The organism is Acetobacter sp. DsW_059, from assembly GCF_002153695.1.
Classification (GTDB): domain Bacteria; phylum Pseudomonadota; class Alphaproteobacteria; order Acetobacterales; family Acetobacteraceae; genus Acetobacter; species Acetobacter thailandicus.
Window position 1 is genome coordinate 1 of the sequence record NZ_JOPI01000005.1, and the last position, 26,547, is coordinate 26,547.

The window sequence follows — 26,547 nt, forward strand, 5'->3', positions numbered from 1 at the left end:
GCACTGGCATCTGCGTTTGTCAGGGTTGTGATCATACCACTGTTCAGGTTACTGCCGGTTATGCGCTCGTTACCGGAATCATCAAGTGTGCGACTGACAGTTTCACTCATCTTATCTGTCAGCTTCCCATCCTGATAGCGGGTGCTGACAGTTGCCGTGGGCTCCCACGAGAGTTGCTGCCCGCTGCCAAAACGCAGGGCCTCCGGCACGTTAAGATTAACCAGACTAAGGCCAATCAGCGCATCGCCTGTAAGACTGAATGCAATACCATCTGCCCCATTACTGATGGCTGTTGTGATATCACCACGCAGACCAACAGATAACAGGCGACTGGTGTCATAAAAATATTGCAGACTGTAAGAAGCAGAGTCAAAACGCAGGTGCGGCTTATGGTCGACCGCAAATGACAGATTACGGTTCGCCCCGATATTGAGCACAGGGGCATCATTAACCGGTGTGCTTGCCGAAAGGTCAATCCCGGCTGTGTCAAAGCGCCCGGCTGCATCAAACATAATACCATATGTGCTGGTGCCGTCATTATTGCCCAGGGCAATACCTTTGCCAATTTTACCCGGTATGCCCGCGGGGTCTGACCCCGCAACCTGAAGCTGCAAACCAATGCGCCAGCCATTTGGATCGTCACCATTAGCAAACACATCTATCTCGCGGCCGACAAGGCTGCCTGCAACATCTGACGACTGACCCGTATCGTCACGGGTTTCATCATATCCGGCCCATATCTGCGCACGGCGGCCTTTCTTATCTGACAACGCATCTGACGGACGATGGGCAAAGGCAGCCGATGCCACGTGCTCCCCCAGCCCGGCGGCTGAACTTGTCAGCACGACAGAGTGACACCAGATGTAATCATCAAGGTCAGCGCCTGTGCTTTTAAGGGTGCAGTTATCTTTATCAAGGCTCATAACAAAGCCCCGGGTACCGCCTGTATGCGTAATATCCATATCTTTACGAATAACAGGCGACATATCAGCATGGCTCTGCCCGCGGGCAAAATATTTACCACCTTCCAGGGTGCTCTCAATCACGTCAGTACCAATCTGCGTCACCGGCGCGCCATCATCCATCATTGTGCCGTTCAGCTGCCATAATACAAAATGGTCGTCAGTGAACGCCTGGCCCATATGCAGCTTACCCGCCGGCACACGTATGATACTCCCTGCTGAGACAGCCGCTGCCGCGGCTTTAAGCGCAGGCACATCATCTGTTGTGCCATCAAGAGCGATACCAAAATCTTTCGCACCCGGGTTTTCTGTCAGATAAGCTGACAAAGTACGACTTAACGCACCCTCCAGCGCTGTCTTTACAAAAGCCTGCGAAATATTGCCCGTAACAGGCACCGTGACAGCACCTGAGGCATCAAGCCCGGCAACGCCATCAGCCTGGTTTTTCTCAGTTTTCTGCACGCTGCCAGCTGCCATACCCGCAACCTGCGCAATAGTCGCATTCTGCCACAGGCCAGGCAGTGTGGTGCGGCTGTCAAGCCCTCCGGGTGGCAGCGTGGGTGTGTAAGCCCCCGTTGCAACTGGCTGAGCCTGTGCTGCACTGGCTGCCCCGCCCAAAGCCGCAGCAGCCAGGCAGATATAAAGGCTTTCAGGCCATTTAAATTGTCTCATCTGCGTTATGCCCCCCGGGAAATACAGAGATAGCCACCATTGTTCCACAATGCGTTTTGCACTCCCGGGTCTTCACCTGGCAGGTCAGTCAGCAGCAGCAGGTTGCCATGGGCGACACCAAAACACTCAACACCCCCCAAAAGCAGGTTGCCCGCACCTGATAAGGCAGCAAGCCCGCCTGCTGCGCCTTTTTGTTTTTCAACAGCGGCATCGGCGGCTTCAGTTGCTTTATCTGCCGCCGCCTGTGCCTGTGACACCAGGTCTGAAACATCAGCATTCACCTGCTTTGTAACCCGGTCAACATAGGCTTTATTAACCAGCTCATCAGGCTGCGCGGGCACGAGGTCAGAGAGAAGAGCCCCGCTTAACCTGCCACCGGTTGTGGCAACAGCCCCCGACCATATCTGACTTTGCGGAACAAACTGCCCCTGCCCGTTAAAAATACCAAAAACGAGATCGGTCGGGGCAGGCTGAGGATAAACCGATAACGACGAAAGCGGCACACCACTTTTGATGGCGACCGTGCAGGATGACCCGGACATGAGCACTATGTGTCCTTCAGGCTATAAGGTAGGGCTTTCCATCATTGGTTGTCAGCGCGACATCGTTCTGAAGCGAAAGCGTATTGGGTGGCAGTGGTGTGCCATCAGCAAGATGAGGCACACAGACAGACGGTGCCGCCGCACTGTCAGTGCGTATGGCAACAGACACAGGCAACGTCAGCCTGCGCCCCTGCTGTGTGACCAGCGTGAGCTGAACAGTCTGCACTGTTCCGGGTATGCCGCCCCCCAGAAAAAAGCAGGCCAGACCGCTCATCACCGTTGCCCATAACACTCTGAGGTCAGTTTCCAGCCCGGTGGCTGTGGGCACGCAGGCTGAAACACAGGCCAGATAGTCCTCTGTGCCTTTAAGCCAGCCCGATGCATCAAGCGAGAAATCAAGGTTATCAGCACCTGATTTTGGCGCCCATGATAACTGCGCCTGACAGGCCACCAGCCCGCGCAGGCGCAAATCCGACACAGCGGCAAGCTTGATCATACGTGCAGGCGAAGGCCGCCAGCCCGGAGAGAGAAGAGGTGCTGTCACCGGGCCGCCCCCGTTGCTGTGACACTCACAGGCAGCCCTGATGAAGCCGAATTAGAAGGGATGTTAATATAAAACCCTGCGGTCGTGGGGTTAAACGCCCAGACATCCATATTATTATCCGCCGCTGTCGTAAGCTGTATAGTAATATCATCCGTGTCTGAAAACGCTTTGGGAAAGGCCACATACGTACCACCCGTTGCACGATATACAGCCGGCACCCTGAAGTTCTGCACCAGGGTATTCCCGATCTGATACCACCGGCCTGAGCCGGTTGACCCCTCGTCAGGCAGTTGAGAGGTCAGGGCAAGTATGCCTTTTCTGCTGGTTATTTCACCACTGGGATAGACCCGCAGAGAAGCAAGGTTTGTCTGGTCAGCTGAGTTCAGGTCAAAAGACAGATAGCCTTCATTGGTTACCCGTATATTGACCACACTTTTGCTCTGGCTGTTTGCCACGATCACATTACTGTCCGAGCGCAGGGTGCCTGTAACTGCCAGCGCACCACTTATGGTGTCCCCTGCTTTCTGAACATAGTCACCAAAGAAATTCACCCAGGCGGCGCCCATCGTTCCTGGTATGCTGACATTATTATCTGCCACCGACCGCCACACACCACCTGGCGTAATACCCGCCACCACCGCCCCCATGGGGTAACCACCAATTTTAGCAGCAAAACCACTATCAAATGCACTGACTGATGTTGCCTGTAAAAACTGTATGGCCTGAGAGATATATTTTAAAAACCCGTTCATATCCTGCCCGCGCGGCGGCACACCACCGGCAGAGCGGGCAACAAATGTTTCAGGCGGAAACCCCAGCGCAACTGACGCTGTGCCATCCCCCGCCACAGCCTGGCTGGCGGGAATATCAGCCACGTTACCATCCTGCGCGCCAGCAGCAATCAGCTCACTGAAGAGCGCCCTGTCGTCTAAACTTTTCATGCTCCGTCTCCTGCTTCTCTGATCGCATAAGAAACCGTCACACCAGCCGGGCGGGGCAGAACACCTGCATTCTGAATGACAGAAATCTGCAGAGGTGTGGGGGTAAAATTAAAAACATACCGCATGGCCATAATGCCGCTTTCCTCCACCCAGGCATCACCCTGGCCGGCAAACAGCATCATGAGGATTTTATTGAGCGAGAAAACCGAACAATCGGTGATATTCGCAAGTGCTTTGGCATAAATAAGCTGGCGATATCCGCTGTCAGAAAGACGGTGGTTATCAGTGGCAGCATAGTCCTGATACCAGGGGGCGGTGTTAAAAGGTTCTTCCGTCAGGTCATTTGCTTCAAGAAAGCCTAAAAACGTGCCGGTTGCCACCCGCAGCACCCGGCTGACACCCACAATACGCCCCCAGACATCAAGGCCATAACCCTGGGCGGTTTCGATGTTCCAGATATTATCAAACCATCTGTTCACCAGTGCCTGCGGGTCTGTCATCTGGTTCCAGGCGTCAATCAGCGTGGTCAGTGAGGGAGAACACGCATACTGCGACAAAATGGTCTGTTCATAATGTTGCATCAGGCCAGCTCCACACTGATATTTTTTGCTTCCAGCACCGGGATCTGATCAATGCTGAGTGCCATGCTGATAGCTGTCGGGTCAGCAGTCGGGCCGGCTGTAATATCGATAATCTGTGCCCAGCTGCCCAGAGCCGCAACAGAACTGTAAAAACGACTGGCATAAATGACGCTGCCTATCCCTGCGCGTGCGCCGCCATCAAGCCCCAGAAATGAAGCCAGAACAGCCTTGCGCACCTGGGTCTGCACATCAGCGGGCACCTGAAGGGAGGAGGAAAGTTTCACATTTACATACACAGCGACCGGCTTTGCGCGCTGAAAACTAACGTTATAAACAGGCGCTTTGCTATAAGCTGTATCTGTATCGCTTACCTGCACCTGCGTTGTACCGGTATAGGCACAACCTGGTGGCTTTTTGCTCAGAATAGCGCGGGCCACAGCATCGTCACTGCCGCCACTGACACACACATAAACACTATGCGCCGCCAGAGTGACCCCTTTTATCGTTACAGCACTGCCGGTGCTGTTGTCTGTTACATATGCGTCAAGCACGCCAGGTACAGCCTGCACACTGGCCTGAATAGCATTATTAACCCCCACTGAATTAAGCGAGACAGACACCTGGCGGCGGCGCTCAAAAGCAATACGCCCCTCTGTGTTGCGCCCCGTAACCCCTGCCACAGGGTTAGTAACCGTTGCCCAGCCGTTTAGCGCCTGGCTGAGGCGAATACTCTGCGCCGGGCAGGCCGTTTCGCCCGCTACAGTGCAGACAAAATTACCGGTGGCAGTGCCTGTTTCATCAAGTGTAATAGCCGCACTCGCGGCATATCTGTTGCCAGAGGTATCCTGGACAAGGCTGCCCTGCGGTATAACCGTGCCCGATGTGCCCGTACATACACACGCCACAACAGTGGCTGTTGCGGACTGGCGGGTCATAAAATACAGCCGCCCGATAGCATCCTGCATACGGCCTGTGGCACGCGCGGGGTCAACGCCATTGGCCACAGCCAGGAACTGGTCATATGCATCGCCCAGAATGGCAGTCATAGACACAGCAAGCTGCCCCTGCGGGGTTGAAAGGCTCAGGCTGAGCTGGTTACCAAAAGCTGCATTAATATCAGCTAAAACTCCGGCGAGCACTTCTGCCTCCTGAGGCATAACAAAGCCAGAGCTGCTCAGGCGGGGGGCTGGCACCGAAGTCGTGCCATAACTGGTCTGTTGTGTGGTGCTAGAAGCTGACACTGGTCCGGGTTCCATCTTCAAGAGCGAGCTGAATAATGCCAGAGAGGCGGCGCTGCGGGCTTATGTCAGTCAGCACGCACACCGCGCGCGAGACACCCTGCACCGTGCGGGCCACCTGCTCGACATCTGAACGAAAAAGAGCAACAGACTGACTGCGCCCCAGAACATGCTCAAGATAGGGCAGGCCCAGTGCCGTGTTGTACCAGCACTCCCCCAGAAAAACCCTGACAGCACACGCCACATTCTGCACGATGGCATAAGGGGCCGCTGCCTGGGCAATGTTGCCCTGTGCATCAATCACAAGGTCCCAGGTGGCTGCATCAAGCAACAGTGCACCGGTTGTGCTTTCCTCATCCATGTCATGAGTTCCTGTCATGCTCTGATATTTTATAAAAACAGCAGATAATACTGCACACGGTTAACCAACCGGTGTGCCGGTCTGCCCTGCCCCGGGCTGCACACCTGGATGCGTATGCTGCGATAAAGAAATGCCCCGGCCGGTCACATCGCCCGAGACACTGAGGTCACCTTTGACAGACACCCCGCCGGTAATCTCGACATTCTGTGCATTTACCGAAAACGTGCCTTCTGTTTTGATGCTGACACCGCTTTCGTTCATCCAGATATATTCCCGGGGGGCAGCATTGAGAAAACCCCCCAGGTAAAGTGCATCGGCTATATTATGCTGCCTGAAAGAGCCTGGTGCCGCCGCCGCCCGTGCGGTTTTAACATTAAAACTGTCACGGTCTGCCACCAGTGCTAGGCCGATATCCCCCACCACCGGGTCAGTGATCACCGCGCGTATGCCGCCCTGCAGGCGAAAATAGGGCACCTGAAACACCACACCATGAGGGGTCACCTGCCCTGCTGCATTTTGCTGGTGCACCATAGGCTGCACATCAACAAAACCAACCGGCTCCAGCCCTGTGCCTGACACGGCACAAACCTGCACCAGCATAACGGTGCGCCGTGTCGAGAGCAGACGTGCCACAACAGCATTAAGCGCATTAAAGTCAGATGCCGCAGCATCAGCACGATGAAAAACCGGATAAAGTGAGGAGGAGAGAGAAGAACTCATAAAAAGCATCCATCCTGAAAAAGGAGGCAAAGGCAGGGTATGACTGCGTTAACGCACCGCCTGCGCGATAATGTCGGTAAACCAGCCACCACCGGGCACTTCGCTTTGCAAAAAATGATGAGCTTTAATCACGCGCCACAAACCAACGGGGCCATTCTCTGCCTCTGACACATTGCCCTGGCCTGCTGGCTGATACCGGCTTTGCAGCGCAATAAGCGTGTTAAAACCAATTTGTGCGCTAAACAGCATACGGGCTGACAGCCCCCCTGCTGACCAGGAGGGATAACCCACCAGCCCGGTTGCGGCCGAAACCGCTACGGCTGCATCACTCTGCTGCCCGGCAGAGGCCGCAGATGTACCGGCACCTGTAACCTCAGAAGGCCAGACAGAAAGCTGCCCCCGCCCCAGCCCGGCACGCACAGGCACAGCCTCAAGGCAGCGGGCGATCTGCTGGCCCGGGCTGCCATCAAGGTACGGATTATAAAATGTGGCTTCAACACCATGATTAACAAATGTCAGCCCGGCTTTTTGTGCAATTGTCTGCAATAAAGTGGCCGCCTGCACAGCCCCCTTAAACGCCGTTGGTGTGGCAGGCATAGCATTGGGCAAAGCCGTTGAGAGAGCCTGCACCATAAAAGCGCACTCAGGCGCCTGGCGGTAGTCAGCGTAAGCGAGGGTTACCCCGCCACGAAAAACCAGCACCGGCACGCTCTGCCCCTCCTGCACCTCGATCAGAACTTCGCTGATGCTCTGATAAAAAATATCAGGGACCATCAGGCTCAGACGGTTCATCAGGTCAGCATTCACACCCTCAAGACGCAGTGTGGCGATTTCTGCGGCGGGAAAGCGGGCCTGCACAATATCTGCCGTGACACGCAGCCCGGTAAGTGTGACCACATCCTGCCCCGCAGCCCCGAACCCGTTGCCGCCCATGCGAAAGGTCACCACCAGCCCGCGTGACACAAAGGTTGTTTTCTGCCCGGCGCTGAGCATAGCCAGAGCGGTCATGACGGCCACCGTTCATAATACATCAGCATAAAACGGCTGCCCAGGCCTGTGCTGTCGGGGTTTTGCAAACCCTTTGTATCGACAAAGGTGAAATCACCTGGCAGGCCGGCAGCCTGGTCACGCACAAGCCAGGTCAGGTTCTGACATAATACGCCCGAGAGCACAGCGGTCTGCCCCAGCCATATATCGGCATAAAGCCCCGTGCTGCGCTGGCGCAGGGTTATCTGCATCATGCTGCCTGACAAAGAAACTTTCAGCATCTGTGCCGGCACAGCCTCAAGAGGAATAACCGATGCTTTTGTAAGGCTTTCTGCCAGGCGTTCTGACGTATTCTGTTCGCTGCTCATAAAATAAAATCCGTCACAGAGAGCGTGTCAGAAAGTCCGCCTGTCAGACGGGAGAAAAAGTTCTGACGCGGGAAAGAGGACATCGTGCTGACAGGTACCATGCCTCCATACTGCACGGACTGCCCTTCTGGCATGCGCGATGAGGTGAGCGACGGAGCAGCTGCCTGGCGTATCTCCTGCAACGTAATTTCGACCACCGGCATAGTAATACCGTGGCGACTGTCACGCAGCCAGCGACAGCCCGTGACATTAACCGGGCTGTATTTTCGCTCAGGAGTAATAACCGTATAAAGCGATAAATCTTTTTTCAGGCTTTCAAGTGTTTCAAAAAACACTTTACGTACATACACCTCGCCGGCACCACCAGCATCAAGCAACGCTTTTGGCAGCACCATATCAGACAACATAGCCCCAAGCCCGGTTTCGGTGCCGTCACACACCATCTGCACCCGGTGTATACAGGGCTCCTCCACCTTGCTGTAAGACATAAACCCGCCCCCTTCGAGCGGAGCAGTGGCCACCCGGCTGCGGATGTCTGTTGCAACAGACATCACACGGGCAGCAGAGAGCACCCTGTCACCTGTGGCTGAAAAAATACCCCACTGACCAGCACTCTGGCTGACCAGCAGGTCATTGAGCACCTGCCCTGCCGTGACAGAAGCCGCGGCCCTGACACCCTGCCAGGCAGACCGCCCGCGCAAAGCCGGTACACCCGCAGTTTCGGGCACAGACCAGACCTGAGGTAACGCAACGGGGAACATAACCATAAATCAAAAACCCCTGTACCAGAAAGAAAGATCAGACAGAACCCAGTGTTGAAAGCCCGGCAAGGGTCTGACTGCTGCCTTCGCCAAGGCGCTGTAGTGCCTGAGCGATCTCATCAGCGTTGCCCGAGGGAGCCGAAATCGTCACCGGCCCGATATGTGTTGTATTGCGGGTCACTGCCGGCGTGGCCAGAGCCGCAGGTGGCACTGTTGCCGCCTGCATCAGCGGAGCTGAACGACCATAAGCTGATGAAAGAGCCGGGCCCTCTGTCATCATACTGACAGGGCGGCCTCTCTGTTCTGCTCTGCCTGCATACTCAGGGTGAACTGCCCCACCTGAAAGCACGGTCAGCGTATGATTTCCCTCCGTCTCATGCACTACCGAGGCTGAACGCTCTGCGCGTGCCGGGGCACTCTGCACAGGCAGAGACACAGGCCGAGGCAGGGGTAGCTGGCGCACCATCAGCACATGCTGCTTCCCGGTGCGCACATTATGAGTAATATTCTGCACGAGAGAGGGCTGCGCCACATCCGGCCCGCGCACGCGTGCAGCCTCTGACCTGCCAGCCGGGGCAAATACCCTGACCGGCCGCTCTGCCGCTGTGTGCACTGCCGCCGCGCGCGGGCGTTCTCTCTCAGCCTGCGGGGCAGAAACCTGTGTACGAGGCATAAAAGCCTGTGTGCGGGGCAAACCAGCTGACCACACACCACTTTCAGCCCCGGGGGGTGTGGCACGGTAAAACGCAGCCAGAGAGGGCTGTGACACACGCCCCCTGTCAGCGGCCCCGAGACCTGCCCGTCTGCCAGCAGAGGAGGAAGATGAATCCGCCGGCAGCCCGAGCACTGCAGAAAGACCGCGCCCACCGGTTATAACCCCCATAAGGCCCAGTACCTCACGCTGTGTCTGCGAGAGCGAAGCCGCCATATGGGCAGAAACAGAGCGGCTGCGGGCCTCAAGCGTATCAAGCGTGTTCAGGGCCGTGCGGGCACCGCCCTGAAGCGCAGATGTATCAAGCCCCAGGCGAATAACCAGCTCATCAAGCACAGTGTCAGCCACAATGGTCTTCCTTCTCTAAAATGCGCGGGTGTCACCGGCGACGCGGCGCTGTGCTTCTGCCGCGGCCTGTGCGCTGTTCCAGTTTCTGACAGAGGTAATTTCAAGGAGAAGATAAAGGTCTTCACTGTCATAAACCGTTTGCAGCTCATGCAATGTTGCAAGACCACTGCCGATAACAGCGGCCAGAGCAGCCGAAAGATTTACGCAGCTGACGGGCTCTGTGCCGGTTCTGACAAAAGGGCCGCCACAACGGGGAAAAGCTGGTGTGCAGCGGCCAGTAAAAAACCCACATGCAGTTTAAACACCTCAGAGCGCACTATGCCGAGTGTTTCCGGCTCTTCAAAATCTGAGGCAAGCACAGGCCGGCTTAAAGACGGGTTTGACGGGTCTGGCCGCAGGCTGACACAGCGCATCAGCCGCTCAAGGGCCCTGTCCAGGTCAGCTTCATCCATAAAGCCAAAAATCTCTATCCCCAGTGAGGCCAGCCCGGCCATACCGCTTTGCGCCATATCGGCCCCTACCCGGGCACCACCTCTTATTGCAGCCTGAAGGCAATGACGTGCCCACTGGTCAGCACTAAACGCATCCATCCGGGTTAAATGAAACTGTTTGCCATTATCTGCGCCCTCGCGGGCATGCGTATAATCCAGAGTTTTCATGCGCTGAACAAAACCTTTTCTGTGCACAGTCTGTTTTATCAGTAAGCAGAATTATTAAATGGCGGCTGGCAGCACGCGCTCCCACATAATTTCAAAATGCCGGGCCTCAAGCACACGTCGCGCCCCCGGCACACTGACAAGTGAGCGCAGCAGGCCCCGCACCATGGTATATTTGCGCCCGATAGAAGGCAGCTGAATTTCAGCCCCAAGGCGATAAAGCCCCCGGCGGGAGTCCTGCGCCATGGCAATCCCTTCAAATACCAGAGCGCTCTCACTATTCGCAGCGAGCGAGATAGTCTGCATCACCGGGTTGGGGATCCACCCGGCATTGAGGTAGCCATCTATGCTCATCGCGGTTTCTGCCAGCTCACGGGCATCGGTTTCAAATGCACGGTCAGCCGCATAATTTTCAAGGGTTACAGGGGCATTGTACAGCCCTGGCACCGTAATAGTAAAAACCGAGTTAGCGGCTGTAATATCATAATCAGACATGTTCACTGAACCTCGACAGATGCCAGAGAGATGGACTGCACAGACTCACCATCTGTGTAGAAGAAACGCCCGGCCACAGCCCCGCGGCTGGCCCGCACACTGGCAGACGCCGCTGACGCACCAGGCAGCAGGTACCAGCCACGGGTTGAGAGCACATCATCAATCGTGCGGCCTGCCTGTGCATTAACTGTCTGCACCTGACTGGCTGACAGCGTGACATTAGGCTGAACAGCCCCGAATGATACGGCGGTATCTATCGTGCTCTGCACCGCGGTCGAGATCAGAGAATCTCCTTTTGTGGTATAGGGAATCTGGCCAACCGAGGTGAGGAGTGTAACCAGGTCAGACTGGAAAGCTGCATTCATCCATATCTGATTAATGTAGCTGTCAGCCCAGGCGAACTCACCACTGACAGCACCGTTATTGATAAAATTAAAGGTGCTGTCAGATGTTTTGTAGCTGCCATAAAAGCTGTAACCATTTGCAAGCAGGTTAACAGCCTGAGCAGGGGTAATATCCGCCGCTGTTACAGCCCCGTTATTACGAAACATCAGTGTGGTGCGCCCGCCCGTGCGCCGGGGGTTAAGGCTTGCAGCCCACCCAAGGCATAAGGCTGCGGCCAGAATACCACTGCCATCGGTGTTACACAGGCAGGTCAGGCCCGGTGTCTTCTGTGCTTTAACAGTCGCCCCGAAAGAGGATGTTACCCCGGTTGTCAGAATAGTCTCATCAGAGTCAGGAATAATACCCCAGTAGCGGTTAGGATTTGCCGCCATCCATGTCCGAATTTTATTTTTTGCTGTTGCTGAAGGCTCCGTTGCAAACATAAACGGAGCCCAGTCAGGTGCTGCAGCCGCAGCCTGATCGAGATAAGTGCCATAATCACTTTCTGCCGGGGTTGGGGGCAGCTTAAAAATATACAGCTTTGAGGGCAGGTCCTGCGCATTGGTATAGGCTGAGAAATATACACCCGCTATCTGCGCTTCTGCGCCTGAGGCGCCACAGGTCTGTGCCACTGCGCTGGCTGAGGTAAACACATTTACCCCCGTATCGAGCGCTGTATTAGCCGAAAGCAGCATGCCATTAAGCAGATTAACTGTGCCACCGGGGCTGATAACCCCGGGTGTAACAGAAACGAGGGAACTTACCGGAAGGGTCATACAGAAATCTCACGCAGCGAGAGGGCCTCAGTATTCGCCAGCGTGATACTGGCTGAAGAAGCCGTGGTTTGTGGAAGAATAAGAGAAGACGTTGCCTGGCAATGCAGGGTTAACACCCAGTGCTGTTCGTATTGCTGCTCGCCATTAACAAAAGCGAGCTGACGTATCTCTTCAGCGAAAAGCGGTACCAGCCGTGTCGGGCGCTGTGCGGCATCAGGCACAGCCAGAGGCACTGGCAGGTCGGGCAATGTGCCCCCTGAACTGACAGCAGGAGGTGTCTGTTGCAGCCACCCTCCGGCAGAGAGGGGCGTGCCGGCCTGACTTTCAGCCATGTTTGTCTGCTGCGCCAGGCTGTCAAAAAACATGCAGGCCCATTCTGAACGAAAAGCCGTGGCCAGGATACGGGCATTATCAGCAGCTGCATCACCAAAAAGACTGACCTGAACAACAAATTCCTCAGGCATACTCAGTGTTACAGCCACTGGCGTATTATGCTGAGCACCTGTTGTCAGCCCATGGCGGCTGAGGATACTCAGCAGCACAAAGGAGGTATCAGGCACCGGCGTATTATTCTGCCGTGTTTGTAAAACTACTGTTCCACGCGGCAAAAGTTCAAGGCAAAAGGCACGTAATGCAACAAACAGACGTGATGTTACGGGTTCTGAGACGGCGGCTCCTGCCGTGTTACCAGAAGTCTCGACCACTTTACCCCTCCCTGTGTTTCAGACCATAATTCAGGCTGGCCGGTGACCAGCCATGTCGCCCCCTCAAACAGCAAAAGATCGCCACCAAACTGATGAGCACGGTCAACACCTTTGATCTCGCCTGGCATATAGACTGTGCGGGTCAGCGTATTTTGCCCAAGCCCCTCACGCAGGGCGAGGTCAGCCGCGCTGGCGGGCTGAATACGCACACTCACCAGCACGTCGTTATAGCGCGGGCGGGTTGTGCCATCGGGCTGCGTATCATAGCCATCTGACATACGCAGGGTGGCCACAATGCAGGGCAGCACAGCATGTGTGGCTGCGGCTGCCATGGCAAAAAGTGAAGGCATCATCACAACTGCACCTGCACCGCAACAGCACTGAGCAGCGTGCCGGTGTTCACCAGAGGTGTGGCGCTGTGCTTCTGCGCAATGGTCGCAGGGGCATCAGGCTGCACTGTGCCTGCGGCAATCCTTTGCCGTATGCTCTCTGCCATAGCCTGCCCGGTTTGTTCTAACACCTGCTGCGGAGCGTAAACAGCACGGGCTACATCACGGGCTGAACGCACACTGTTCCGCAGCCCGGTGCGCATCTGCTCCGCCCAGTGCAGGGCATTCTGCTGCACAGCCGGGCGCATAAACGGACGTGGCGGCAACAGCTGTGCAGAGCCACGACCCTGCCTGTGTGATGCATGATGTATCACCGCCCCGAACTCCTGCACGGCAGCAACAGTCGCGACAGATGTCGCGGTGCGATAACGGGCACCGGGCAGAAACCCCGCACTGACAGACGGCCTGGCAGAAGCTGCACCACGGGCAAGGCCCTGCAATATATTCTTTATCTGCCGTTTATTTTCAAAAACCAGCACCATTCAGTGTTACTCCTCCCGACAGAATATCTGCTGCGGCTGTGTTTCAGCCCGGCACATAGCGGGCCGTGCGGGTAAAAGCCGTTGCCGCCCAGAAAGCCGCACCATAAGGTGTTTGCAGCCACCAGCCCTGAGAGCCGGCAACAGGGCCTGCATCAGCCTCAACCTGCACGCTGCCCATACGCGCTGAGATGACACGCCCCACAAGAGCTGGCTGACCGCCCCCTGCGGCATCGGCACAGGGCGGCGCATCACTGCCAGAGCCAAGCTGTGCCAGATGCGCAACCACCAGCCCCAGCAAATATGCATACCGTGCCGGGTCACGCACCGCACCGGGGGCCAGTAACTGCACAGCAAAGGCCAGGCAGGTCTGCACCCCTTCAGCCCCGACACGGGCATACAGGCCAGGATAACGCTGCTGCCATTGCGCAGGAGAGAAAACAGACATGGCGGACATTGGTCACACTCCATCAGACAGGTTGAGCAGCGGTCAGACCGGGCTGATACCCGGTGCCGGTGTGTGGGGATTAACGGCTTCAAGCCCTGAGCGCAGCTCTGCCTGCTCACGAGCCTGCGCAGCCCCTTTTTCAGCTGTGCTCTGCGCAAAAATAAGCCCCTGGCGCAGTAAAGGATAATGCGCATAAGCCTCTGCCCAGGCCTGCCAGAAATCAGCCGGCAGCCGGGTCAGACCATACCCGCCAATGACAGAGGAGGTATTGGCCCCTGCCAGTGTATGTGTGACATCACGCAGGCGCAGAACAAGGCCGCCGGGCAGCTTGCAGCCCACGGTGACAGTAGTGGCTGTTGCCATTAATCATTTTCCTTACACTCTGAAAAAACCGTTATGATATCAGGGAAATATTATACGCCTGTCATAGTGGCTATGCCTGCCGGCATATAAATGACAGCCCCCCATGTGCCCTGAGAGAGCTTCTGCCGCCAGGCTGAGGCTTCGGTAACAACGGCATGCGTGCGCAGTTTTTCGGTAAAGGCGGCCTCAGCTGTTTTCTGGCCATCAACATGCTCAGCCATAATCTGAAGGGTCTGCACCGTGCTGCCTGCTGCATCACCATATTCCACCGCCTGCACAAAGCGCAGCCCGGTATAGGTTTCCTGCAACAGGGTTGCCGCAGAATTACCAAAGCTGTTGCGGCGGGTAAGCAGCCCCATGCGTGAGGGGGAGAGCGCCAGCACCATGGGGGTATCTGTCGTGACCAGGCCTGCCGTCTGCTCACGCAGGCGGTTAATCAGAGCAATCACATCATCCTGCCGTTCTTCCGCGGTGGCTTTTTCCCACTCTGTGCCACCGGCAGCCTTAACAGCCGGGGTAATGGCCGCTGGCAGGCGCGGGTCATTGAGGTAGCCGTAGTTTTTCAGCCCCTCAACACCAAAAAAATATGTTTTGTTCTGAAATTTATTCAGTTTCAGTGCCCCGGCCTCACGCAGGCTGGCCACCCATTGCAGGCGGGCCTGCCCTGCGAGTGCAAGCTCCATCTCCCCCCAGGAGAGGAAGACCTGATAATGATAAGACTGACGCTCAGGGTAAGAGGGATTAAGCCCTACCAGGCCATTACCATTATGGTCACCATAACCTGATACCTGACCGGTTGTTTCAAGCATGGGGAAGATTGCTGTGCGGGTAACCCAGTCACCCTTGCGCACCTCACCCAGCATCTCGGCACCGCGTACAGGCGCAAACGCCACTTTAACCAGAGCCGGGTCAACCCAGGCGCTCATAAAAGCAGGGATGCCCGCATTAGCTGTGGTTGAGAGAGCAGGCTGCGCATCAAGTGCCATGCGGTCAGTGGCCAGCAGGCTGTCAGAGATCATACCGCGGGCCTCTGGCATAATAAAGCCAAGGCGGTTCAGTTCAGCCAGTTCGGGAGTGAGAGCGCTCATACAGCAGAAATCCATGTTGAGATTTTAACAAGCTCGCCTGCATTGCAGGTCGATGCTGCGAAAAAGCGGGTCTGTACAGCGCCATCTACCGTGCTGCCCGCCTGCGCAACAGACACGGCCCCGGTGGTTGTGCTGGCAAAAACAGCCTGCCCCGGTGTGGCTGCGGTTGAGGTCACAGCCCAGAAGTCACCTGCCGTAAACAGGGTTACGGGCAGCCCGCCGGGAATAACCAGGCTGGCCTCGTCAGCAAAATTACTGATCTGACCTGTAAGATCACGATGCACAAAACCATCAGGAGCAGCAGCAGAGCCTGATGGCGGTGCATTGGTGACAGAACGCTGATCGGCCTGCACCCAGGCAAAAGCCCCCACAGTGCAGCCCGCCGGGGCCGCAACCAGTGCGCCCTCCCCCGCCGGGAAAACCGCCGCAGGGTTAAGAGAGGCAAAATCGCCTGTCACAGCCAGAGCCGGCTCGACATAAACCTGTGTTTGAAAAGACATATGTTATGCTTTCACCATAATGCGGGACAAACCAAACTCTTCACGGAATGACACGATTTTTGCGCTGTCCATGCCCATTACCGGGCCGGCCCGGCAGGCCTGTGCCTGCACGCTAAGGCGCGCAAACTGCTCAAACAAAGGCTGAAAAGCCTCCTCTGGCAGCGTGTCAGTTTCCACCCCGTTTTCACGCAGGGCAAAGCCATAAACAGCACCTGCGCTGTCCATCGCGACATCACCCACAAAAGGGCGCACAGCCTCGCGGGCAGTATGCAGGGCCTCAAGGCGGCGCACTGCACCGGCTTCAGCCTGGCGCACGGCCTGCTCTATAGCGGCATCCATAGCGCCGCTGGCAGGCTGAGAACGGTCTGATACATGCGGTGCACTGACCGCAGAATGTGAACTGGTCATGGGAGAGGACAAAGGCTCCTGCACGGGAGAAAGGGAAGACACCGGCGCTGTGGGCAAAGCGTCACCAATGACCGCCGAAGCCACGCGTGGCCGTGCCACCAGTGCCAGGTGATTAAATACGATATCGGCCATAACCAGCGTGTAAGGCCGCCCCTCAAAGGTGCCGGCCTGCTGAATGGCGCGATAGCGATAACCGGCCGAAACGGCCCTTTGCCGCCCGCTGAGAATGGCCGAGATGGCTGCGCTGTCCCATATAGTCAGGCTGCCGGTCAGACCGGGCGGCGAAAACACAACTGAACTGCCCACGGCCCCCACTGTCAGCGTGCCGGGGTGATCGCGGGCAGAAACAGGCTGATGGCGCATAAGCACAGGCTTACCCGCCATGCTGGCAGCCGCAGCCGCCAGAACCTGCGGCGGGCGAAACACCTGATAAATTTTATCAGCCTCAAGCCCCAGTGCCTCAGCACCGGGAATTTCGCGCCCGTAATAGGGGCTGACACCGGCTGCTGACAAAATACAGCTTGCAATGTGCAGGTGCCCGTCATCATCAATACGGCGCACTGAGCCATCGCATGCCAGGGGCAGATCAGCCACCCCGGCTTCGTCAAAAATATCTTTATATGTCAAAGGATTTTTTCCTTTAAGGGTAATGTCATATCACCCCTGGGGGACAGAAATACCCGCATACTGCCCTGACGGGTCATGCGCTGTGCGGCGACGGGCCTCTGCCGGGGTCACAACACCCGCCCGGATGTTACGCTCATCAATCTCGGTGCGGGTCTTTTCAACATCGGCCTGTGTCCGGGCATCCATCTGCCACAGGCTGCGAAAGCTGAACGAGATATCGGGGTCAGTCTCACCCCACAGGCTGAGCATTGCCATATGCATGATGGTGGTCAGCGCAGGGCGGAGACAGACTGACGGGTACGCACCCAGTTTTCAACATAAGGGCGGGCCATCTGACTTAATGAAACACCACCAAAATTATAAGCCGGTTTAAGCAGGTCGGGCACCTGGCGCGAAACAAACCGCAGCAGGCGCGTGCTATGCACACGCTGCCCCTGCACCCACCAGTGTGTGGGGGCATAAAAATCAGCACTCAGCGGGTTTGTGGTGGAGTAGCTGTCTGCCATCGTCCACACAGGCTCTACCGCCCTGAGGGCACGCAGCATGCCTTTACGAAAGGTCTCAGGTCTGAGCAGCAGCGGTGTTTCATTTATGCTCTGCCCCGTATCAGCATAAAGCAGCCCCATGCCATAATAACCGTCATACTCGGCCATGCTGCGCAGGGCCTGACGGACCTCGAGGCGGGTAAATTCTGCTTCAAGCTCTGCAATGCGGGCATGTTTGTCAGTGCCACCACGGGCATGAAAGGCAATCCACTCCCGCGTGGACTCAGTGGCGATCACTTCCACCATGTGGCGGTATTCTGCCCGCTGTGCCAGCTCTGCCAGTACCGGATACCCCGGAAAAGCCGTGCCGTCAGCCTGCGCGCGGGTTAGCCAGTCAGGCTGCATGGCGGAGGAGGAAAAAGCACTGTCATGTGCCTGTGTTGCCCCGCCACGCACCCCTGCGGGCGGCTGATAGGGGCGAAACAGGGCGCTGCGTTCAGCACCTGCCTGCCCCCCGGCAGCACGCAGAGCCTGAGCCATATCCTGCGGGAAAGGAGCACCCTGCCCCCTGCCCTGCTGTGACCTGAAGCGTTCAGCCTGAGGCACGCTGCCCAGATATGGCTCGCGCCTGTCTGACTGCCCGGCCGCCAAGGCAGCCTTTGTGCGCCCCCCCATAAGACGGGAAAGAGAAAAGCCGGCAGGCCCTGATGATAACACTCGCGACATGAGCCTTTTTCTTCCTTGCTGGCATAATGGAGGCATGGCGCAGGCCAATAAAAAAAGGGCCACTCACACCAGCCCCCGCGGGAAACCGGCATGAATGACCCTTTATCAGCGCATCAGCCCCGATAAGGCTTAACGCTGTGACCTGCTATAAAAAGCCCTCAGGCTTCGTCTACGTCGTCCCAGTCTTCTTCGTCGCCTTCAAAAACAGGCTCGACTGTTACAACACCACTTTCTTTCTGCTGCAGACTTTCTGCCTGCTCAGTGGCGTCTTCTTCGTTTTCATAAAGTCTGGCTTCATCAAGCTCAGCGTCCCACTCACTATGGAGTGTCCAGAATGAATACTCACCCTGCTCATCTTCAAGCTGAATGATGTACCCTGCAATAACTTCGTCCTGTTCCTGCACGTGCTGATTCCTTAGCGACTCAAATGACTGGCATAACCTACTCTATAAATCTTTTATCAGGCATTATGAAAAAAAATATCACTGAACGCATTTATAAAGAAAAAATAGCCTTTCAGGCCAAAACTTCTCCCCATGCCACTTGCAGCACCGGCAAAACAGGGAGTAAATCTGGCCTGACCTGCCTGGCAGGCCACGATATAACAAACGCGTGATTGCGGTGATAAACCGGCCTGTGCTGCCTCTAACCGGACTGCAATCCCTGATACCGGATGCTGTCATGATGACGAACACACCTTCTGCCCCCGACACTCACACCGAATCCCTCCCTTTTCGTGTCGCGGCTCTTTACCGCTTTACCCCTTTTGAAAATGCAGAGACCCTGCGTGCGCCCCTGCGCGCCGTATGCGATGCGCAGGGTGTAAAAGGTATTCTGCTGCTTGCACGCGAAGGCATTAACGGCACTATTGCCGGCACAGACGAAGGTATTGAAGCCGTTTTAGCGCATATCCGCACGTTGCCAGGCTGTGCCGAAATTGAAGTCAAATTCTCACGTGCCCCCGCCATGCCCTTCCTGCGCATGAAAGTGCGCCTCAAGGCTGAAATCGTGACGATGGGTGTGCCAGACCTCGACCCGCGCTCTGAAGTCGGTACTTATCTCGACCCGAAAGAATGGAACGCCCTGCTCAGTGACCCCGACACCGTGCTGATAGACACCCGCAACGACTACGAGGTGGCTGTTGGCACGTTTAAAGGGGCGATTGACCCTGACATTAAAACCTTTCGCGAGTTTCCTCAGTGGCTGCGTGACAAACGCGAAGCCCTTGAGGCCGAAGGCCGCAAACCACGCATTGCCATGTTCTGCACCGGGGGAATTCGCTGCGAAAAATCAACCGCCTTTGCCAAAGCTGAAGGCCTGGATGAGGTCTATCACCTCAAAGGTGGCATTTTAAAATATCTTGAAACCATGCCGCAGGAAGAAAGCCTGTGGGAGGGTGAATGTTTTGTGTTTGACCAGCGCGTAACCGTGCGCCACGGACTTGAACCAGGCAACCTGACTCTGTGCCATGCCTGCCGTGCCCCGCTGGATAAAGATGACCTTGCCTCTCCGCTTTATGAGGCCGGCATCTGCTGCCCGCACTGCCATAAAGACAGAACCGACAAACAGCGTGCCCGCTATGCTGAGCGCGAACGCCAGACCCACCTGGCAGAGCAGCGCGGCGAGGCGCATCTGGGTGCCGAAATGGCTGAGGTACGTGCCAAAAAGCACCGTGCCCGTAAAGAGGAAAGAGAACGCCAGCGCGCCCTGCGTGAGGGGGCCGCACAGGCCGGGGGCGAACACGCACAGTAAGCACCAGGCTGCCCAGCCCTGCTCCCCTTCAGATATGAGAGAGGAAAGCAGGGCTGAACTGAGGCAGTGCGACTGTGCCAGCCAGAGCAGCAAAAGCCCCGGCAGCTGCATCCACCTGGTCATCATGCCCGCCGGCAGGAAAAAGCGACAGCTCCTCTAAAAAATGTGCAGTCCAGGGGGCGCGCTGAACAAGAACATTGCCCGCATTGACCTGTGCGGCAAAAGGGGCCGCCCGTGTGGCTTTATCTCCCGTTTCACGCACAGCCCGCACCCGATACCCCGCCAGGCGCCCGGCCAGATAACGCACCTGTGCCACACCCGCCTGCCCGGGGTCCTGGGGCAGAATAATCTCAGTGGCCGCTCCATCCTGCGAGGCCGTTGCCAGCAAAGCCGCCTCAACCTGAGCGGGGTCTCCGCGCAGGCGCACAACATCAGCCACAGCATAGCGACCATCTGGCAGGCGGGTCATTTTCACTCCCGCTGTCCAGTCAGACCTGTTGCGGGTTGTCGCAGCTAAATCCCACCGCCGCACGCTCTGCCCCTGTGCTGGCAGAGCATCATGCACCGTCATCAGGGCTGTGCTGAACAAATGCCCCTCAGCCGGCACTGGCCGCTGCTGGTAAAGAGCACTCCACTCACGCTCCCCCACAGCCAGGCGCAGATCATGCAGCGCCTGAGGCGCAAAGGCCTCGGGCCACAGCACAGCACCTGGCAGACGCCCGAGCGCATCAGGGGTTTCCTGCTCCTCCGCCATAGCGGGCAGCGAGAGCACCTCCCACGCCTCACCCGTGCCATTTTTCATATCAGCCAGCAAACGCCCGGCCAGATCATCAGGTGACCAGCGGGTCATGGCCAGCACAATAGCACCACCCGGCATAAGCCGCGTACGCAACACTGAACGATACCACTCCCACACAGCCTGACGACGTAAGGGGCTTTCAGCCTCCTGACGGTCTTTTACCGGGTCATCAATCAGAGCAAGATGAGCACCGCGCCCGGTCAGCCCGCCTCCGGTGCCGGTTGCAGTATAACTGCCCCCCGCCGCAGTATGCCAGGTGTCACGTGCTGCACTGTCTGCCGCCAGGCTGACAGCGGGAAACAATGCCGTAAACCCTGGTGAAGCCACAAGATTACGCACCGTGCGCCCGAAGTCCTGGGCGAGGGTGGCGCTATACGCCGCACAGATCACCTGCCTGTCAGGGTACTGCCCCAGATACCACGCCGGAAAACGCCTGCTTATCAGCTCAGATTTGCCATGCCGGGGAGGCATAAACACCATCAGCCGGGTGATCTCACCCCGTGCAACGGCATCAAGTCTGGCACATAACAGACGATGATGCGCCCCGCACCGGTAACCAGCCATTGTGCGACGTGTAAATGCCTCAAGCCCTGCGCGGGCTTCTGCCCTGCTGGTCAGCTCATCGCGAACTGCCTGCCGCACATGACTGTATAAGATGCGTGAGCTCTTCATCTGAATATTCTTCTGCCCCTTTACACATCACCGCGCTGACCGACATGCCGGTCAGTTTAGGGTGCACATAAGGTGCCGCTACTTTTGCAGCTTCAAACTGGCGGTCGGTCACAGTGTCATCGCCACGCATAATGCGCAGAAAAATATCAAGCGGAGTCTCGGTCGAGCGCACCCTGCGCCGCCGTGCGGGCGCGGCCGGGGCCTCCCCCTGCAACAGAGCTCTGACTACAGGCTTACGGGGCATAATCCCTCATGAAAATGTCATATAATTTTTGTGTTTTTTATAAGATGAAAGCATATAAGGCCGCGGCTGCGACCTGCCTGACTCATCTTCAGAATGCTGACACAGTATCTCAGTTCTGAGAGCAGCCTGCATATGACTGATAAAAGCCTGCGGCAACGATGCGACTTTAACCAGCCCCCGGCTATGCTTACGCCATACAGGGCGGCATCGTATCAGCGCGCCCTCACCACAGCCTGGCACCGGCACAACAGATGGTGGCAGCATAAGGTCAGCACGGTGGCGGGTCAGCGGAGCTGCAAGCACCGGGCACAGCAACACAGACTGGCCACGTTTTTGCGTAATAACCCAGCAGGTTGCAGCCGAGAGCACAACATGCCCCACAGCCAGCTGACCTGCACAGGAAGCAGAATATGATATCATCTGTTCTCTCCTGAAAAAGAAGAAAAAAGCGGTGCAGGCCCGGCCACCTGACCGGGGCAGAGCCTGCTGCGTCAGGCAGTTTTTTTGTGATGATGCCTGAGAGATAAGCCTGACCACGCGCGCAGACAATTTTTTTATTAAAAGAAAAACAATTTATAAAAACCATTTAATATACAGGTTTTTTTCTTATTATTTCGATTCTATAAATACTGCAAAGGAGAAACATAATGAGCTCAAATGAAAAAACAGAGGACAAATGGCCCAGGATAGATTTCAATTCATACAAACCTGATGAAACAGACGAAATAAATAAAATACTTAAAATTTATCTCGAAACAACAAAAGATGCCAACAAACAATCGATTGAGGGAACAAGGGCTGTTTATACAAAAAGCGCTTCTGTTTTAACGCAATCATCCACTTTTTCTCTTTCTGCAATTGGCGCGCTCTTTTTCATCATCCAGGGAACAGATAAAAATTCTCCCTCCACTTTTTTACTGTTTATTATACCATTCTTAATAATATCTTTTGCAATGTGGACTGCATCAGCAATCTGCGCCGCGGCCGGACTATGGGCGCAAACACTGGGCGCAACCTCACCCACAGAAGATGATTTTAAAAATCCTGCTATGTTCACATCTTCATTAGCTGAAGCACAATATTACCTTTTAAGGGTTAATTTTGAAAGTATTTCAAAAAGCAGAAAAGGAGCAAAAAAAGCAAAGTGGTGTCAGAACCTGGCAGTGGTACTGCTTGCATCTGCACCACTTTGCGCTTTGGCTATCAGTGTTATTTTATATTTTTCATCACTTGCTATTTATCACTATTTCCCTTGCCCTCGGTAATTATGCAACTGACTTATTTGTTTTGCCGTATTATCTGTTCGATATCCTCCTTAAAATTTTCCGTTCCTATACAATTCACAGGCTTCCCCTGAAGTGTTGAGGACGAAGCCGACGAAGAAACATTCACCTTTGAAGTATTTGTTTTTTCTTCATTTTTTTCTTTTTTTTCTGACATAAAAACTCCTGTGTTATCTACTTTAGAAATACTATATATATTCTTCATTTAAATTCAATTTTATTTTTAATTACTCTTTCTCTCTTTCGTAGCTTTACGCTGTACTTCCTCAAACGCTTCGAGCTGCTCAAGCAGCAAAGCACATTGTGCCGCTACCTTGCGCTGTGCAGAACTGGCCGACAAAGCAGGAAACAGCGCGCTGCCCATTGCACGAAACGACAGCTCGTCAACCAGCATCATACGCAGGCGCTGGTGTGCGCACAGTCCCAGAGCCTCGCGCACCAGTGTTACCCGTGTCATAGCCTGAGCCCGCAAAAGCTGCCATGACACCTGGTCATGACGGGTGAGTGAAACACGCTGAAAATTTTCAGGCCATTCGGTATAATTGCAGTATCCGAATACATAGTTCTGATACCATCTCTCTCCGGCATCAGCAGCTGACTGTGTAATGTCTCCGGCATGAAGCAAGGCCTGCACAGTGCGCAGCACCCGCACCGGTGCAGACGTAGTTATAAAATCAGAGTGCTGCAGACGTTCCGCCGTCGGGCCATTCACCTCATCCGTGCGTGCCACAAATCCGGTCTGAACAGGCATGATCATCTTTCCTTATTCATGAGAAAAATAATTTAAATTTCAGTGATTTTTTAAAGACTTCATCAGCTTCCGGCAGCCCTCCGCATCGCGGCGCAGGGCGGTGTCAAACGGTACAAGCAGCGTATAAAGCTCGCTGGGGCTGGGCCAGCGTGCCCCGGCATAATAATCATTACGCGGGGGCTGGCGCACCCATGCCATGCGGGCTGAGCGGTTCCACACACCGGCGGCAAGCTCGCCACACACCTCAAAAATTGCGGCACACCGGGCCGCAGCACTGTCACCCCCTGGCGGGTTTGTCACCAGCCCCCCCAGTTTTTTAAGCCATGCTGCCACCAGCAATTCTGACGGGGGCTGCAGCGCGGCCTGCAGCCAGGCTGCATAATGCTCAAGCTCAGCCATAAGCGCAGGGGAGAGATCACGCCGCAGCACGGGTGTACCAGCCAGGCACACAGCAAAAGCCGCACGCAATGCAGCACAGGGGGGCTGATAACCAGCAACCACAGCCTGCTCTGACAGCACGCCATGAGCTGACCGCGCAAAGGCGCCAGACATCATTTCCATCGTGCTATATTCCTTCCATATCAGGCACATTGCGCCAGGCATCCATACGCACGACATGAGGCTGACGGCCTGTAACGCTGCGTACCGCACCCTGATACACCGTGCTTTCAAGCCGGCGGCGCAGGGCACCCTCTATCCAGGCGACGGGTTCGGCCGGGCGAAAGCGGCTGCACTCGCACAGCACACTGCTCAGGGTGGCGGCATCGTCATGCAGCACTTTGAGCCACCGGCCCACCAGCACACGCACAGCACGCTCAGGGCGCCCTGTCATACGCTGCACAATAGCTACCCCTTTGATAAAAAGATGCTCACGGGCATCGCCCCCCGGCCCGAACGTAGTGAAGGGAGAATCTGTCTCTGCTTCTGCCTCTGCTTCTTGGGGGATATGCGGGGGGGTTAACCCCCTGGCCTGACCTGCACTGCGCTTTAATCCCGGGCTGCCACCAGTACGCCCCCAGGCCGTTCCCTGCTCAGAGGCAATCTGATCACGCACCAGACGGCGGCTGAACACACAGCCCTCAGCACTGGTGCTGTACACACCAGCCTGGCCAAGTTCTGCCATTAAACGCACCACCTGGCGGGCTGCTACACCCGTCATCACCGCAAGCTGCCGCGGCTGCAAAGGCTGCCCGTTAAGGCACAGATGGCCATAAGGCTCCGCCTCGTGCATCAGGCAAAGCAGGCGCATCCATAACCCCTGGGCAGCAAGCGAACACAGGCGCAAAGCGGCATCCTGCTCATAATCCTGCCACCAGAATTTTGACCACCGGCGCCGGCTCATACAAAATCCCTCCAGTGTTCAAGGCCGCGCCACAGGCCGCGCATTGCCACAGGGTGGCCGGGAGGCAGCGGCTCAGGGTCACGAAACATGCCGCACATCATAAGCTCCTCGCCCTCCTCCTCAGAGGCAGGGTCACGCAGTTCGCTCAGGGCCTGCTCGTAGCGCATCAGGGCCTGGCGCACGCCCTCCATACAGCGCCCTGAGCGCCTGCCAATCTGACGCAGAGAGAAACCGGCACGGCGCAGCGACACCATGTGCCACACATGGGCAGCACTCGTGCATGAGCGTGCAGCTATGCGGCTGGCGGCATCAGGCGGTACAGAGTCGGAGGATACAACCGCAGGGGGAATTGTCACATTATGGGGTGACCCATCACAACCTCCGGACGCAGAAAAACTAACATCCTGCTTTGTCACATACTGCCTGGGATGATGAGAGGGAAGCTTCCTTCTTTTTCGACATACTCCTCTGAAAGGAAAATCTTTTTTTAATGAATTTTCCCTATGCTTTGCAGAAAGCATACCTGATAAATCAGAAGAGGAAGGAATGGCGTGCATTGTCAGTTTTCCCTGTCATGAACGTAAAAGCCGTTCTCCTCGAATCAGGCAGAAGGCTTGTTTTATAAGTAGTGTGACCTATCACATTTGGTCAAGCCCGAAATATGTGATATCTCCCTTTCTCCCCTTTTTCATTTACCCACATGAAATAGTCAGCATCATGATACGCTCGTCCGTTGCCAGTGAACTTGAACGCCGCATGCGCCTGCTTGGCCTGACACAGAAAGCTCTGGCCAGAAATGCAGGTGTGGGAGACACTTATGTTCGTGATATTCTCAAAGGTAAGTCCCGCAACCCCGGGGGAGAAAAGCTTGAACGCGTTGCCGCCATTCTTGGCTGCACAGCGCGCGACCTGCTTTTTCCCGGCAGCGGGGGGAAACGAGCTGAAAGCAGCAGGTGCGAGACGGAGTATGTGCTCCAGCCTGACCTGCCGGCTGTTACCAGTGACCTCAACCCGCCAGGATATGTAGCCGTGCCTTTTCTTTCTGTCCGGGCAGGAGCCGGCGGGGGCCGCTATGTGGAAGACACGCTGCTTGGCCGCCCTAAATTTTTTGAAGAAGAATTTGTTCGTGGTGCACTGAATGCCGCCCCTGCTGACCTCAGAGTTATTGAGGTTGAGGGCCAGTCGATGGACCCTGTGCTGCATAATGGCGATATGGTGCTGATCGATACACGCAAAACATCTATTATCGAGCCGGGTATTTTCGTGCTTTTTGACGGAGATGGTGTGGTGTGCAAATGGGTTGAGCGTGCCCATGGCACATCAGAGCCGATGGTGCGTATTAAATCAGAAAACCCGCGTTTCAGCCCGTATGATGTGCCCGCCGACCAGGTGCAGATTCTGGGGCGGGTTGTGTGGTTTGCCCGCAAACTGTGAACTGA

Annotated in this window: 37 protein-coding genes and 1 pseudogene; 3 read left to right on the plus strand and 35 right to left on the minus strand. The window is 56.0% G+C overall.

Features of this window, described 5'->3' with window-relative positions; all coding sequences use genetic code 11:
- From HK25_RS01145 to HK25_RS01265, 27 genes and pseudogenes are all read right to left on the minus strand, one after another.
- Positions 1 to 1,634, minus strand: a pseudogene (locus HK25_RS01145) (hypothetical protein); the annotation flags it as partial.
- Between the two features lie 5 nt (positions 1,635 to 1,639).
- Positions 1,640 to 2,176 carry a hypothetical protein gene (locus HK25_RS01150; protein WP_086635031.1) on the minus strand — a complete coding sequence of 179 codons (537 nt, stop codon included), beginning with the start codon at positions 2,174 to 2,176 and terminating at the stop codon, positions 1,640 to 1,642.
- 16 nt (positions 2,177 to 2,192) lie between these two features.
- Positions 2,193 to 2,720 (minus strand): hypothetical protein, encoded by a 528-nt coding sequence (locus tag HK25_RS01155; RefSeq protein ID WP_086635032.1) that lies wholly within the window; start codon positions 2,718 to 2,720, stop codon positions 2,193 to 2,195.
- Entirely contained in the window at positions 2,717 to 3,661 is a 945-nt protein-coding gene (locus HK25_RS01160; RefSeq protein WP_086635033.1) for a hypothetical protein, read from the minus strand. The genes HK25_RS01155 and HK25_RS01160 overlap by 4 nt, the downstream gene beginning before the upstream one ends.
- Positions 3,658 to 4,242, minus strand: coding sequence for a DUF2612 domain-containing protein (locus HK25_RS01165; protein ID WP_086554768.1), 585 nt, complete (start codon positions 4,240 to 4,242; stop codon positions 3,658 to 3,660). Before HK25_RS01165 ends, HK25_RS01160 begins: the two co-directional genes overlap by 4 nt.
- Positions 4,242 to 5,435 carry a baseplate J/gp47 family protein gene (locus HK25_RS01170; RefSeq protein WP_369824722.1) on the minus strand — a complete coding sequence of 398 codons (1,194 nt, stop codon included), beginning with the start codon at positions 5,433 to 5,435 and terminating at the stop codon, positions 4,242 to 4,244. The genes HK25_RS01165 and HK25_RS01170 overlap by 1 nt, the downstream gene beginning before the upstream one ends.
- A gap of 34 nt (positions 5,436 to 5,469) precedes the next feature.
- Complete coding sequence (locus HK25_RS01175; protein WP_086554766.1) at positions 5,470 to 5,841, minus strand: hypothetical protein; 372 nt, start codon at positions 5,839 to 5,841, stop codon at positions 5,470 to 5,472.
- Between the two features lie 60 nt (positions 5,842 to 5,901).
- A complete protein-coding gene (locus HK25_RS01180; RefSeq protein WP_233127560.1) occupies positions 5,902 to 6,561 on the minus strand; it encodes a phage baseplate assembly protein in 660 nt (219 codons plus the stop codon).
- A 48-nt stretch (positions 6,562 to 6,609) separates the two neighbouring features.
- Positions 6,610 to 7,569 carry a hypothetical protein gene (locus tag HK25_RS01185; protein ID WP_233127561.1) on the minus strand — a complete coding sequence of 320 codons (960 nt, stop codon included), beginning with the start codon at positions 7,567 to 7,569 and terminating at the stop codon, positions 6,610 to 6,612.
- On the minus strand, positions 7,566 to 7,916 hold the full coding sequence (locus HK25_RS01190; RefSeq protein ID WP_086554764.1) for a hypothetical protein: 351 nt from the start codon (positions 7,914 to 7,916) through the stop codon (positions 7,566 to 7,568). The genes HK25_RS01185 and HK25_RS01190 overlap by 4 nt, the downstream gene beginning before the upstream one ends.
- Positions 7,913 to 8,683 (minus strand): phage baseplate protein, encoded by a 771-nt coding sequence (locus HK25_RS01195; protein WP_233127563.1) that lies wholly within the window; start codon positions 8,681 to 8,683, stop codon positions 7,913 to 7,915. Before HK25_RS01195 ends, HK25_RS01190 begins: the two co-directional genes overlap by 4 nt.
- Before the next feature lie 31 nt (positions 8,684 to 8,714).
- Entirely contained in the window at positions 8,715 to 9,737 is a 1,023-nt protein-coding gene (locus tag HK25_RS01200; RefSeq protein ID WP_086635036.1) for a hypothetical protein, read from the minus strand.
- Positions 9,738 to 9,752: 15 nt separating this feature from the next.
- The gene (locus tag HK25_RS12910) at positions 9,753 to 9,890 is read right to left on the minus strand and encodes a hypothetical protein (protein WP_158092797.1); all 138 of its coding nucleotides are present in this window, start codon (positions 9,888 to 9,890) and stop codon (positions 9,753 to 9,755) included.
- A 47-nt stretch (positions 9,891 to 9,937) separates the two neighbouring features.
- The gene (locus HK25_RS01205) at positions 9,938 to 10,396 is read right to left on the minus strand and encodes a hypothetical protein (RefSeq protein WP_086554803.1); all 459 of its coding nucleotides are present in this window, start codon (positions 10,394 to 10,396) and stop codon (positions 9,938 to 9,940) included.
- Between the two features lie 54 nt (positions 10,397 to 10,450).
- Positions 10,451 to 10,888, minus strand: coding sequence for a phage tail fiber protein (locus HK25_RS01210; protein WP_086554762.1), 438 nt, complete (start codon positions 10,886 to 10,888; stop codon positions 10,451 to 10,453).
- Between the two features lie 2 nt (positions 10,889 to 10,890).
- Positions 10,891 to 12,048 (minus strand): DUF3383 family protein, encoded by a 1,158-nt coding sequence (locus HK25_RS01215; RefSeq protein WP_086635037.1) that lies wholly within the window; start codon positions 12,046 to 12,048, stop codon positions 10,891 to 10,893.
- Positions 12,045 to 12,752, minus strand: a complete 708-nt coding sequence (locus tag HK25_RS01220) for a hypothetical protein (protein ID WP_086635038.1) — start codon at positions 12,750 to 12,752, stop codon at positions 12,045 to 12,047. The genes HK25_RS01215 and HK25_RS01220 overlap by 4 nt, the downstream gene beginning before the upstream one ends.
- Positions 12,701 to 13,105 carry a hypothetical protein gene (locus tag HK25_RS01225; RefSeq protein ID WP_233127565.1) on the minus strand — a complete coding sequence of 135 codons (405 nt, stop codon included), beginning with the start codon at positions 13,103 to 13,105 and terminating at the stop codon, positions 12,701 to 12,703. The genes HK25_RS01220 and HK25_RS01225 overlap by 52 nt, the downstream gene beginning before the upstream one ends.
- Entirely contained in the window at positions 13,105 to 13,623 is a 519-nt protein-coding gene (locus HK25_RS01230; RefSeq protein WP_086635039.1) for a hypothetical protein, read from the minus strand. Before HK25_RS01230 ends, HK25_RS01225 begins: the two co-directional genes overlap by 1 nt.
- Before the next feature lie 43 nt (positions 13,624 to 13,666).
- Positions 13,667 to 14,077: a DUF4054 domain-containing protein gene (locus HK25_RS01235; protein WP_233127566.1), complete on the minus strand. Its 411-nt coding sequence runs from the start codon at positions 14,075 to 14,077 to the stop codon at positions 13,667 to 13,669.
- Between the two features lie 33 nt (positions 14,078 to 14,110).
- Positions 14,111 to 14,431, minus strand: coding sequence for a hypothetical protein (locus HK25_RS01240; RefSeq protein WP_086635040.1), 321 nt, complete (start codon positions 14,429 to 14,431; stop codon positions 14,111 to 14,113).
- Positions 14,432 to 14,481: 50 nt separating this feature from the next.
- Entirely contained in the window at positions 14,482 to 15,519 is a 1,038-nt protein-coding gene (locus HK25_RS01245) for a major capsid family protein (protein ID WP_086635061.1), read from the minus strand.
- Complete coding sequence (locus HK25_RS01250; protein ID WP_086554756.1) at positions 15,516 to 16,019, minus strand: hypothetical protein; 504 nt, start codon at positions 16,017 to 16,019, stop codon at positions 15,516 to 15,518. The genes HK25_RS01245 and HK25_RS01250 overlap by 4 nt, the downstream gene beginning before the upstream one ends.
- A 3-nt stretch (positions 16,020 to 16,022) precedes the next feature.
- Positions 16,023 to 17,054: a DUF2213 domain-containing protein gene (locus HK25_RS01255; protein ID WP_086635041.1), complete on the minus strand. Its 1,032-nt coding sequence runs from the start codon at positions 17,052 to 17,054 to the stop codon at positions 16,023 to 16,025.
- Positions 17,055 to 17,084: 30 nt separating this feature from the next.
- Positions 17,085 to 17,315 (minus strand): DUF1073 domain-containing protein, encoded by a 231-nt coding sequence (locus HK25_RS13320; RefSeq protein ID WP_233127568.1) that lies wholly within the window; start codon positions 17,313 to 17,315, stop codon positions 17,085 to 17,087.
- 8 nt (positions 17,316 to 17,323) lie between these two features.
- Positions 17,324 to 18,265, minus strand: a complete 942-nt coding sequence (locus HK25_RS01260; protein WP_233127569.1) for an anti-CBASS protein Acb1 family protein — start codon at positions 18,263 to 18,265, stop codon at positions 17,324 to 17,326.
- 158 nt (positions 18,266 to 18,423) lie between these two features.
- On the minus strand, positions 18,424 to 18,669 hold the full coding sequence (locus tag HK25_RS01265; RefSeq protein WP_086554754.1) for a hypothetical protein: 246 nt from the start codon (positions 18,667 to 18,669) through the stop codon (positions 18,424 to 18,426).
- 280 nt (positions 18,670 to 18,949) lie between these two features.
- On the opposite strand from HK25_RS01265, the gene HK25_RS01270 reads away from it, so the two are divergent.
- The gene (locus tag HK25_RS01270) at positions 18,950 to 20,017 is read left to right on the plus strand and encodes a rhodanese-related sulfurtransferase (RefSeq protein WP_198945927.1); all 1,068 of its coding nucleotides are present in this window, start codon (positions 18,950 to 18,952) and stop codon (positions 20,015 to 20,017) included.
- Between the two features lie 28 nt (positions 20,018 to 20,045).
- Here the strand turns inward: HK25_RS01270 and terL are convergent, their stop codons facing one another.
- Genes terL through HK25_RS01285 form a run of 3 tightly spaced genes read right to left on the minus strand, consistent with a single transcriptional unit; the run spans position 20,046 to position 22,152 of the window.
- The gene (gene terL / locus HK25_RS01275) at positions 20,046 to 21,488 is read right to left on the minus strand and encodes a phage terminase large subunit (protein WP_086635042.1); all 1,443 of its coding nucleotides are present in this window, start codon (positions 21,486 to 21,488) and stop codon (positions 20,046 to 20,048) included.
- A complete protein-coding gene (locus HK25_RS13325) occupies positions 21,436 to 21,732 on the minus strand; it encodes a hypothetical protein (RefSeq protein ID WP_233127571.1) in 297 nt (98 codons plus the stop codon). Before HK25_RS13325 ends, terL begins: the two co-directional genes overlap by 53 nt.
- Positions 21,733 to 21,738: 6 nt before the next feature.
- Positions 21,739 to 22,152 carry a hypothetical protein gene (locus HK25_RS01285; RefSeq protein ID WP_143295947.1) on the minus strand — a complete coding sequence of 138 codons (414 nt, stop codon included), beginning with the start codon at positions 22,150 to 22,152 and terminating at the stop codon, positions 21,739 to 21,741.
- A gap of 227 nt (positions 22,153 to 22,379) precedes the next feature.
- Between HK25_RS01285 and HK25_RS01290 the strand changes: the two genes are divergently transcribed.
- Positions 22,380 to 22,997, plus strand: coding sequence for a hypothetical protein (locus HK25_RS01290; protein ID WP_086635044.1), 618 nt, complete (start codon positions 22,380 to 22,382; stop codon positions 22,995 to 22,997).
- 13 nt (positions 22,998 to 23,010) lie between these two features.
- Here HK25_RS01290 and HK25_RS12915 read toward each other — a convergent pair whose 3' ends face one another.
- The 5 genes from HK25_RS12915 to HK25_RS01310 form a co-directional block, all read right to left on the minus strand.
- Positions 23,011 to 23,172, minus strand: coding sequence for a hypothetical protein (locus tag HK25_RS12915; RefSeq protein WP_158092910.1), 162 nt, complete (start codon positions 23,170 to 23,172; stop codon positions 23,011 to 23,013).
- A 66-nt stretch (positions 23,173 to 23,238) separates the two neighbouring features.
- Positions 23,239 to 23,766, minus strand: a complete 528-nt coding sequence (locus HK25_RS01295; RefSeq protein WP_233127573.1) for a hypothetical protein — start codon at positions 23,764 to 23,766, stop codon at positions 23,239 to 23,241.
- A gap of 39 nt (positions 23,767 to 23,805) precedes the next feature.
- A complete protein-coding gene (locus tag HK25_RS01300) occupies positions 23,806 to 24,327 on the minus strand; it encodes a hypothetical protein (protein ID WP_086635045.1) in 522 nt (173 codons plus the stop codon).
- A gap of 4 nt (positions 24,328 to 24,331) precedes the next feature.
- A complete protein-coding gene (locus HK25_RS01305; protein ID WP_086635046.1) occupies positions 24,332 to 25,108 on the minus strand; it encodes a winged helix-turn-helix domain-containing protein in 777 nt (258 codons plus the stop codon).
- Entirely contained in the window at positions 25,105 to 25,524 is a 420-nt protein-coding gene (locus HK25_RS01310; RefSeq protein ID WP_086635047.1) for a hypothetical protein, read from the minus strand. Before HK25_RS01310 ends, HK25_RS01305 begins: the two co-directional genes overlap by 4 nt.
- Positions 25,525 to 25,825: 301 nt before the next feature.
- On the opposite strand from HK25_RS01310, the gene HK25_RS01315 reads away from it, so the two are divergent.
- Positions 25,826 to 26,542 (plus strand): LexA family transcriptional regulator, encoded by a 717-nt coding sequence (locus tag HK25_RS01315; RefSeq protein WP_086554748.1) that lies wholly within the window; start codon positions 25,826 to 25,828, stop codon positions 26,540 to 26,542.
- Positions 26,543 to 26,547: the final 5 nt, after the last annotated feature.

Coding starts and splice junctions, on each gene's coding strand:
- HK25_RS01175 (WP_086554766.1), bottom strand. CDS start 5,841: ATGGATGAGGAAAGCACAACCGGTGCACTGTTGCTTGATGCAGCCACC.
- HK25_RS13325 (WP_233127571.1), bottom strand. CDS start 21,732: ATGCCCCGTAAGCCTGTAGTCAGAGCTCTGTTGCAGGGGGAGGCCCCG.
- HK25_RS01205 (WP_086554803.1), bottom strand. CDS start 10,396: ATGAAAACTCTGGATTATACGCATGCCCGCGAGGGCGCAGATAATGGC.
- HK25_RS01305 (WP_086635046.1), bottom strand. CDS start 25,108: ATGAGCCGGCGCCGGTGGTCAAAATTCTGGTGGCAGGATTATGAGCAG.
- HK25_RS01285 (WP_143295947.1), bottom strand. CDS start 22,152: ATGATATCATATTCTGCTTCCTGTGCAGGTCAGCTGGCTGTGGGGCAT.
- HK25_RS01180 (WP_233127560.1), bottom strand. CDS start 6,561: ATGAGTTCTTCTCTCTCCTCCTCACTTTATCCGGTTTTTCATCGTGCT.
- HK25_RS01260 (WP_233127569.1), bottom strand. CDS start 18,265: ATGTCGCGAGTGTTATCATCAGGGCCTGCCGGCTTTTCTCTTTCCCGT.
- HK25_RS01230 (WP_086635039.1), bottom strand. CDS start 13,623: ATGGTGCTGGTTTTTGAAAATAAACGGCAGATAAAGAATATATTGCAG.
- HK25_RS01210 (WP_086554762.1), bottom strand. CDS start 10,888: ATGTCTGATTATGATATTACAGCCGCTAACTCGGTTTTTACTATTACG.
- HK25_RS01290 (WP_086635044.1), top strand. CDS start 22,380: ATGAGCTCAAATGAAAAAACAGAGGACAAATGGCCCAGGATAGATTTC.
- HK25_RS01250 (WP_086554756.1), bottom strand. CDS start 16,019: ATGTCTTTTCAAACACAGGTTTATGTCGAGCCGGCTCTGGCTGTGACA.
- HK25_RS01160 (WP_086635033.1), bottom strand. CDS start 3,661: ATGAAAAGTTTAGACGACAGGGCGCTCTTCAGTGAGCTGATTGCTGCT.
- HK25_RS13320 (WP_233127568.1), bottom strand. CDS start 17,315: ATGCATATGGCAATGCTCAGCCTGTGGGGTGAGACTGACCCCGATATC.
- HK25_RS01240 (WP_086635040.1), bottom strand. CDS start 14,431: ATGGCAACAGCCACTACTGTCACCGTGGGCTGCAAGCTGCCCGGCGGC.
- HK25_RS01150 (WP_086635031.1), bottom strand. CDS start 2,176: ATGTCCGGGTCATCCTGCACGGTCGCCATCAAAAGTGGTGTGCCGCTT.
- HK25_RS01225 (WP_233127565.1), bottom strand. CDS start 13,105: ATGATGCCTTCACTTTTTGCCATGGCAGCCGCAGCCACACATGCTGTG.
- HK25_RS01245 (WP_086635061.1), bottom strand. CDS start 15,519: ATGAGCGCTCTCACTCCCGAACTGGCTGAACTGAACCGCCTTGGCTTT.
- HK25_RS01185 (WP_233127561.1), bottom strand. CDS start 7,569: ATGACCGCTCTGGCTATGCTCAGCGCCGGGCAGAAAACAACCTTTGTG.
- terL (WP_086635042.1), bottom strand. CDS start 21,488: ATGAAGAGCTCACGCATCTTATACAGTCATGTGCGGCAGGCAGTTCGC.
- HK25_RS01235 (WP_233127566.1), bottom strand. CDS start 14,077: ATGTCCGCCATGTCTGTTTTCTCTCCTGCGCAATGGCAGCAGCGTTAT.
- HK25_RS01165 (WP_086554768.1), bottom strand. CDS start 4,242: ATGCAACATTATGAACAGACCATTTTGTCGCAGTATGCGTGTTCTCCC.
- HK25_RS01195 (WP_233127563.1), bottom strand. CDS start 8,683: ATGGTTATGTTCCCCGTTGCGTTACCTCAGGTCTGGTCTGTGCCCGAA.
- HK25_RS01315 (WP_086554748.1), top strand. CDS start 25,826: ATGATACGCTCGTCCGTTGCCAGTGAACTTGAACGCCGCATGCGCCTG.
- HK25_RS01300 (WP_086635045.1), bottom strand. CDS start 24,327: ATGGAAATGATGTCTGGCGCCTTTGCGCGGTCAGCTCATGGCGTGCTG.
- HK25_RS01215 (WP_086635037.1), bottom strand. CDS start 12,048: ATGACCCTTCCGGTAAGTTCCCTCGTTTCTGTTACACCCGGGGTTATC.
- HK25_RS01295 (WP_233127573.1), bottom strand. CDS start 23,766: ATGCCTGTTCAGACCGGATTTGTGGCACGCACGGATGAGGTGAATGGC.
- HK25_RS12915 (WP_158092910.1), bottom strand. CDS start 23,172: ATGTCAGAAAAAAAAGAAAAAAATGAAGAAAAAACAAATACTTCAAAG.
- HK25_RS01190 (WP_086554764.1), bottom strand. CDS start 7,916: ATGAGCAGCGAACAGAATACGTCAGAACGCCTGGCAGAAAGCCTTACA.
- HK25_RS01270 (WP_198945927.1), top strand. CDS start 18,950: ATGACGAACACACCTTCTGCCCCCGACACTCACACCGAATCCCTCCCT.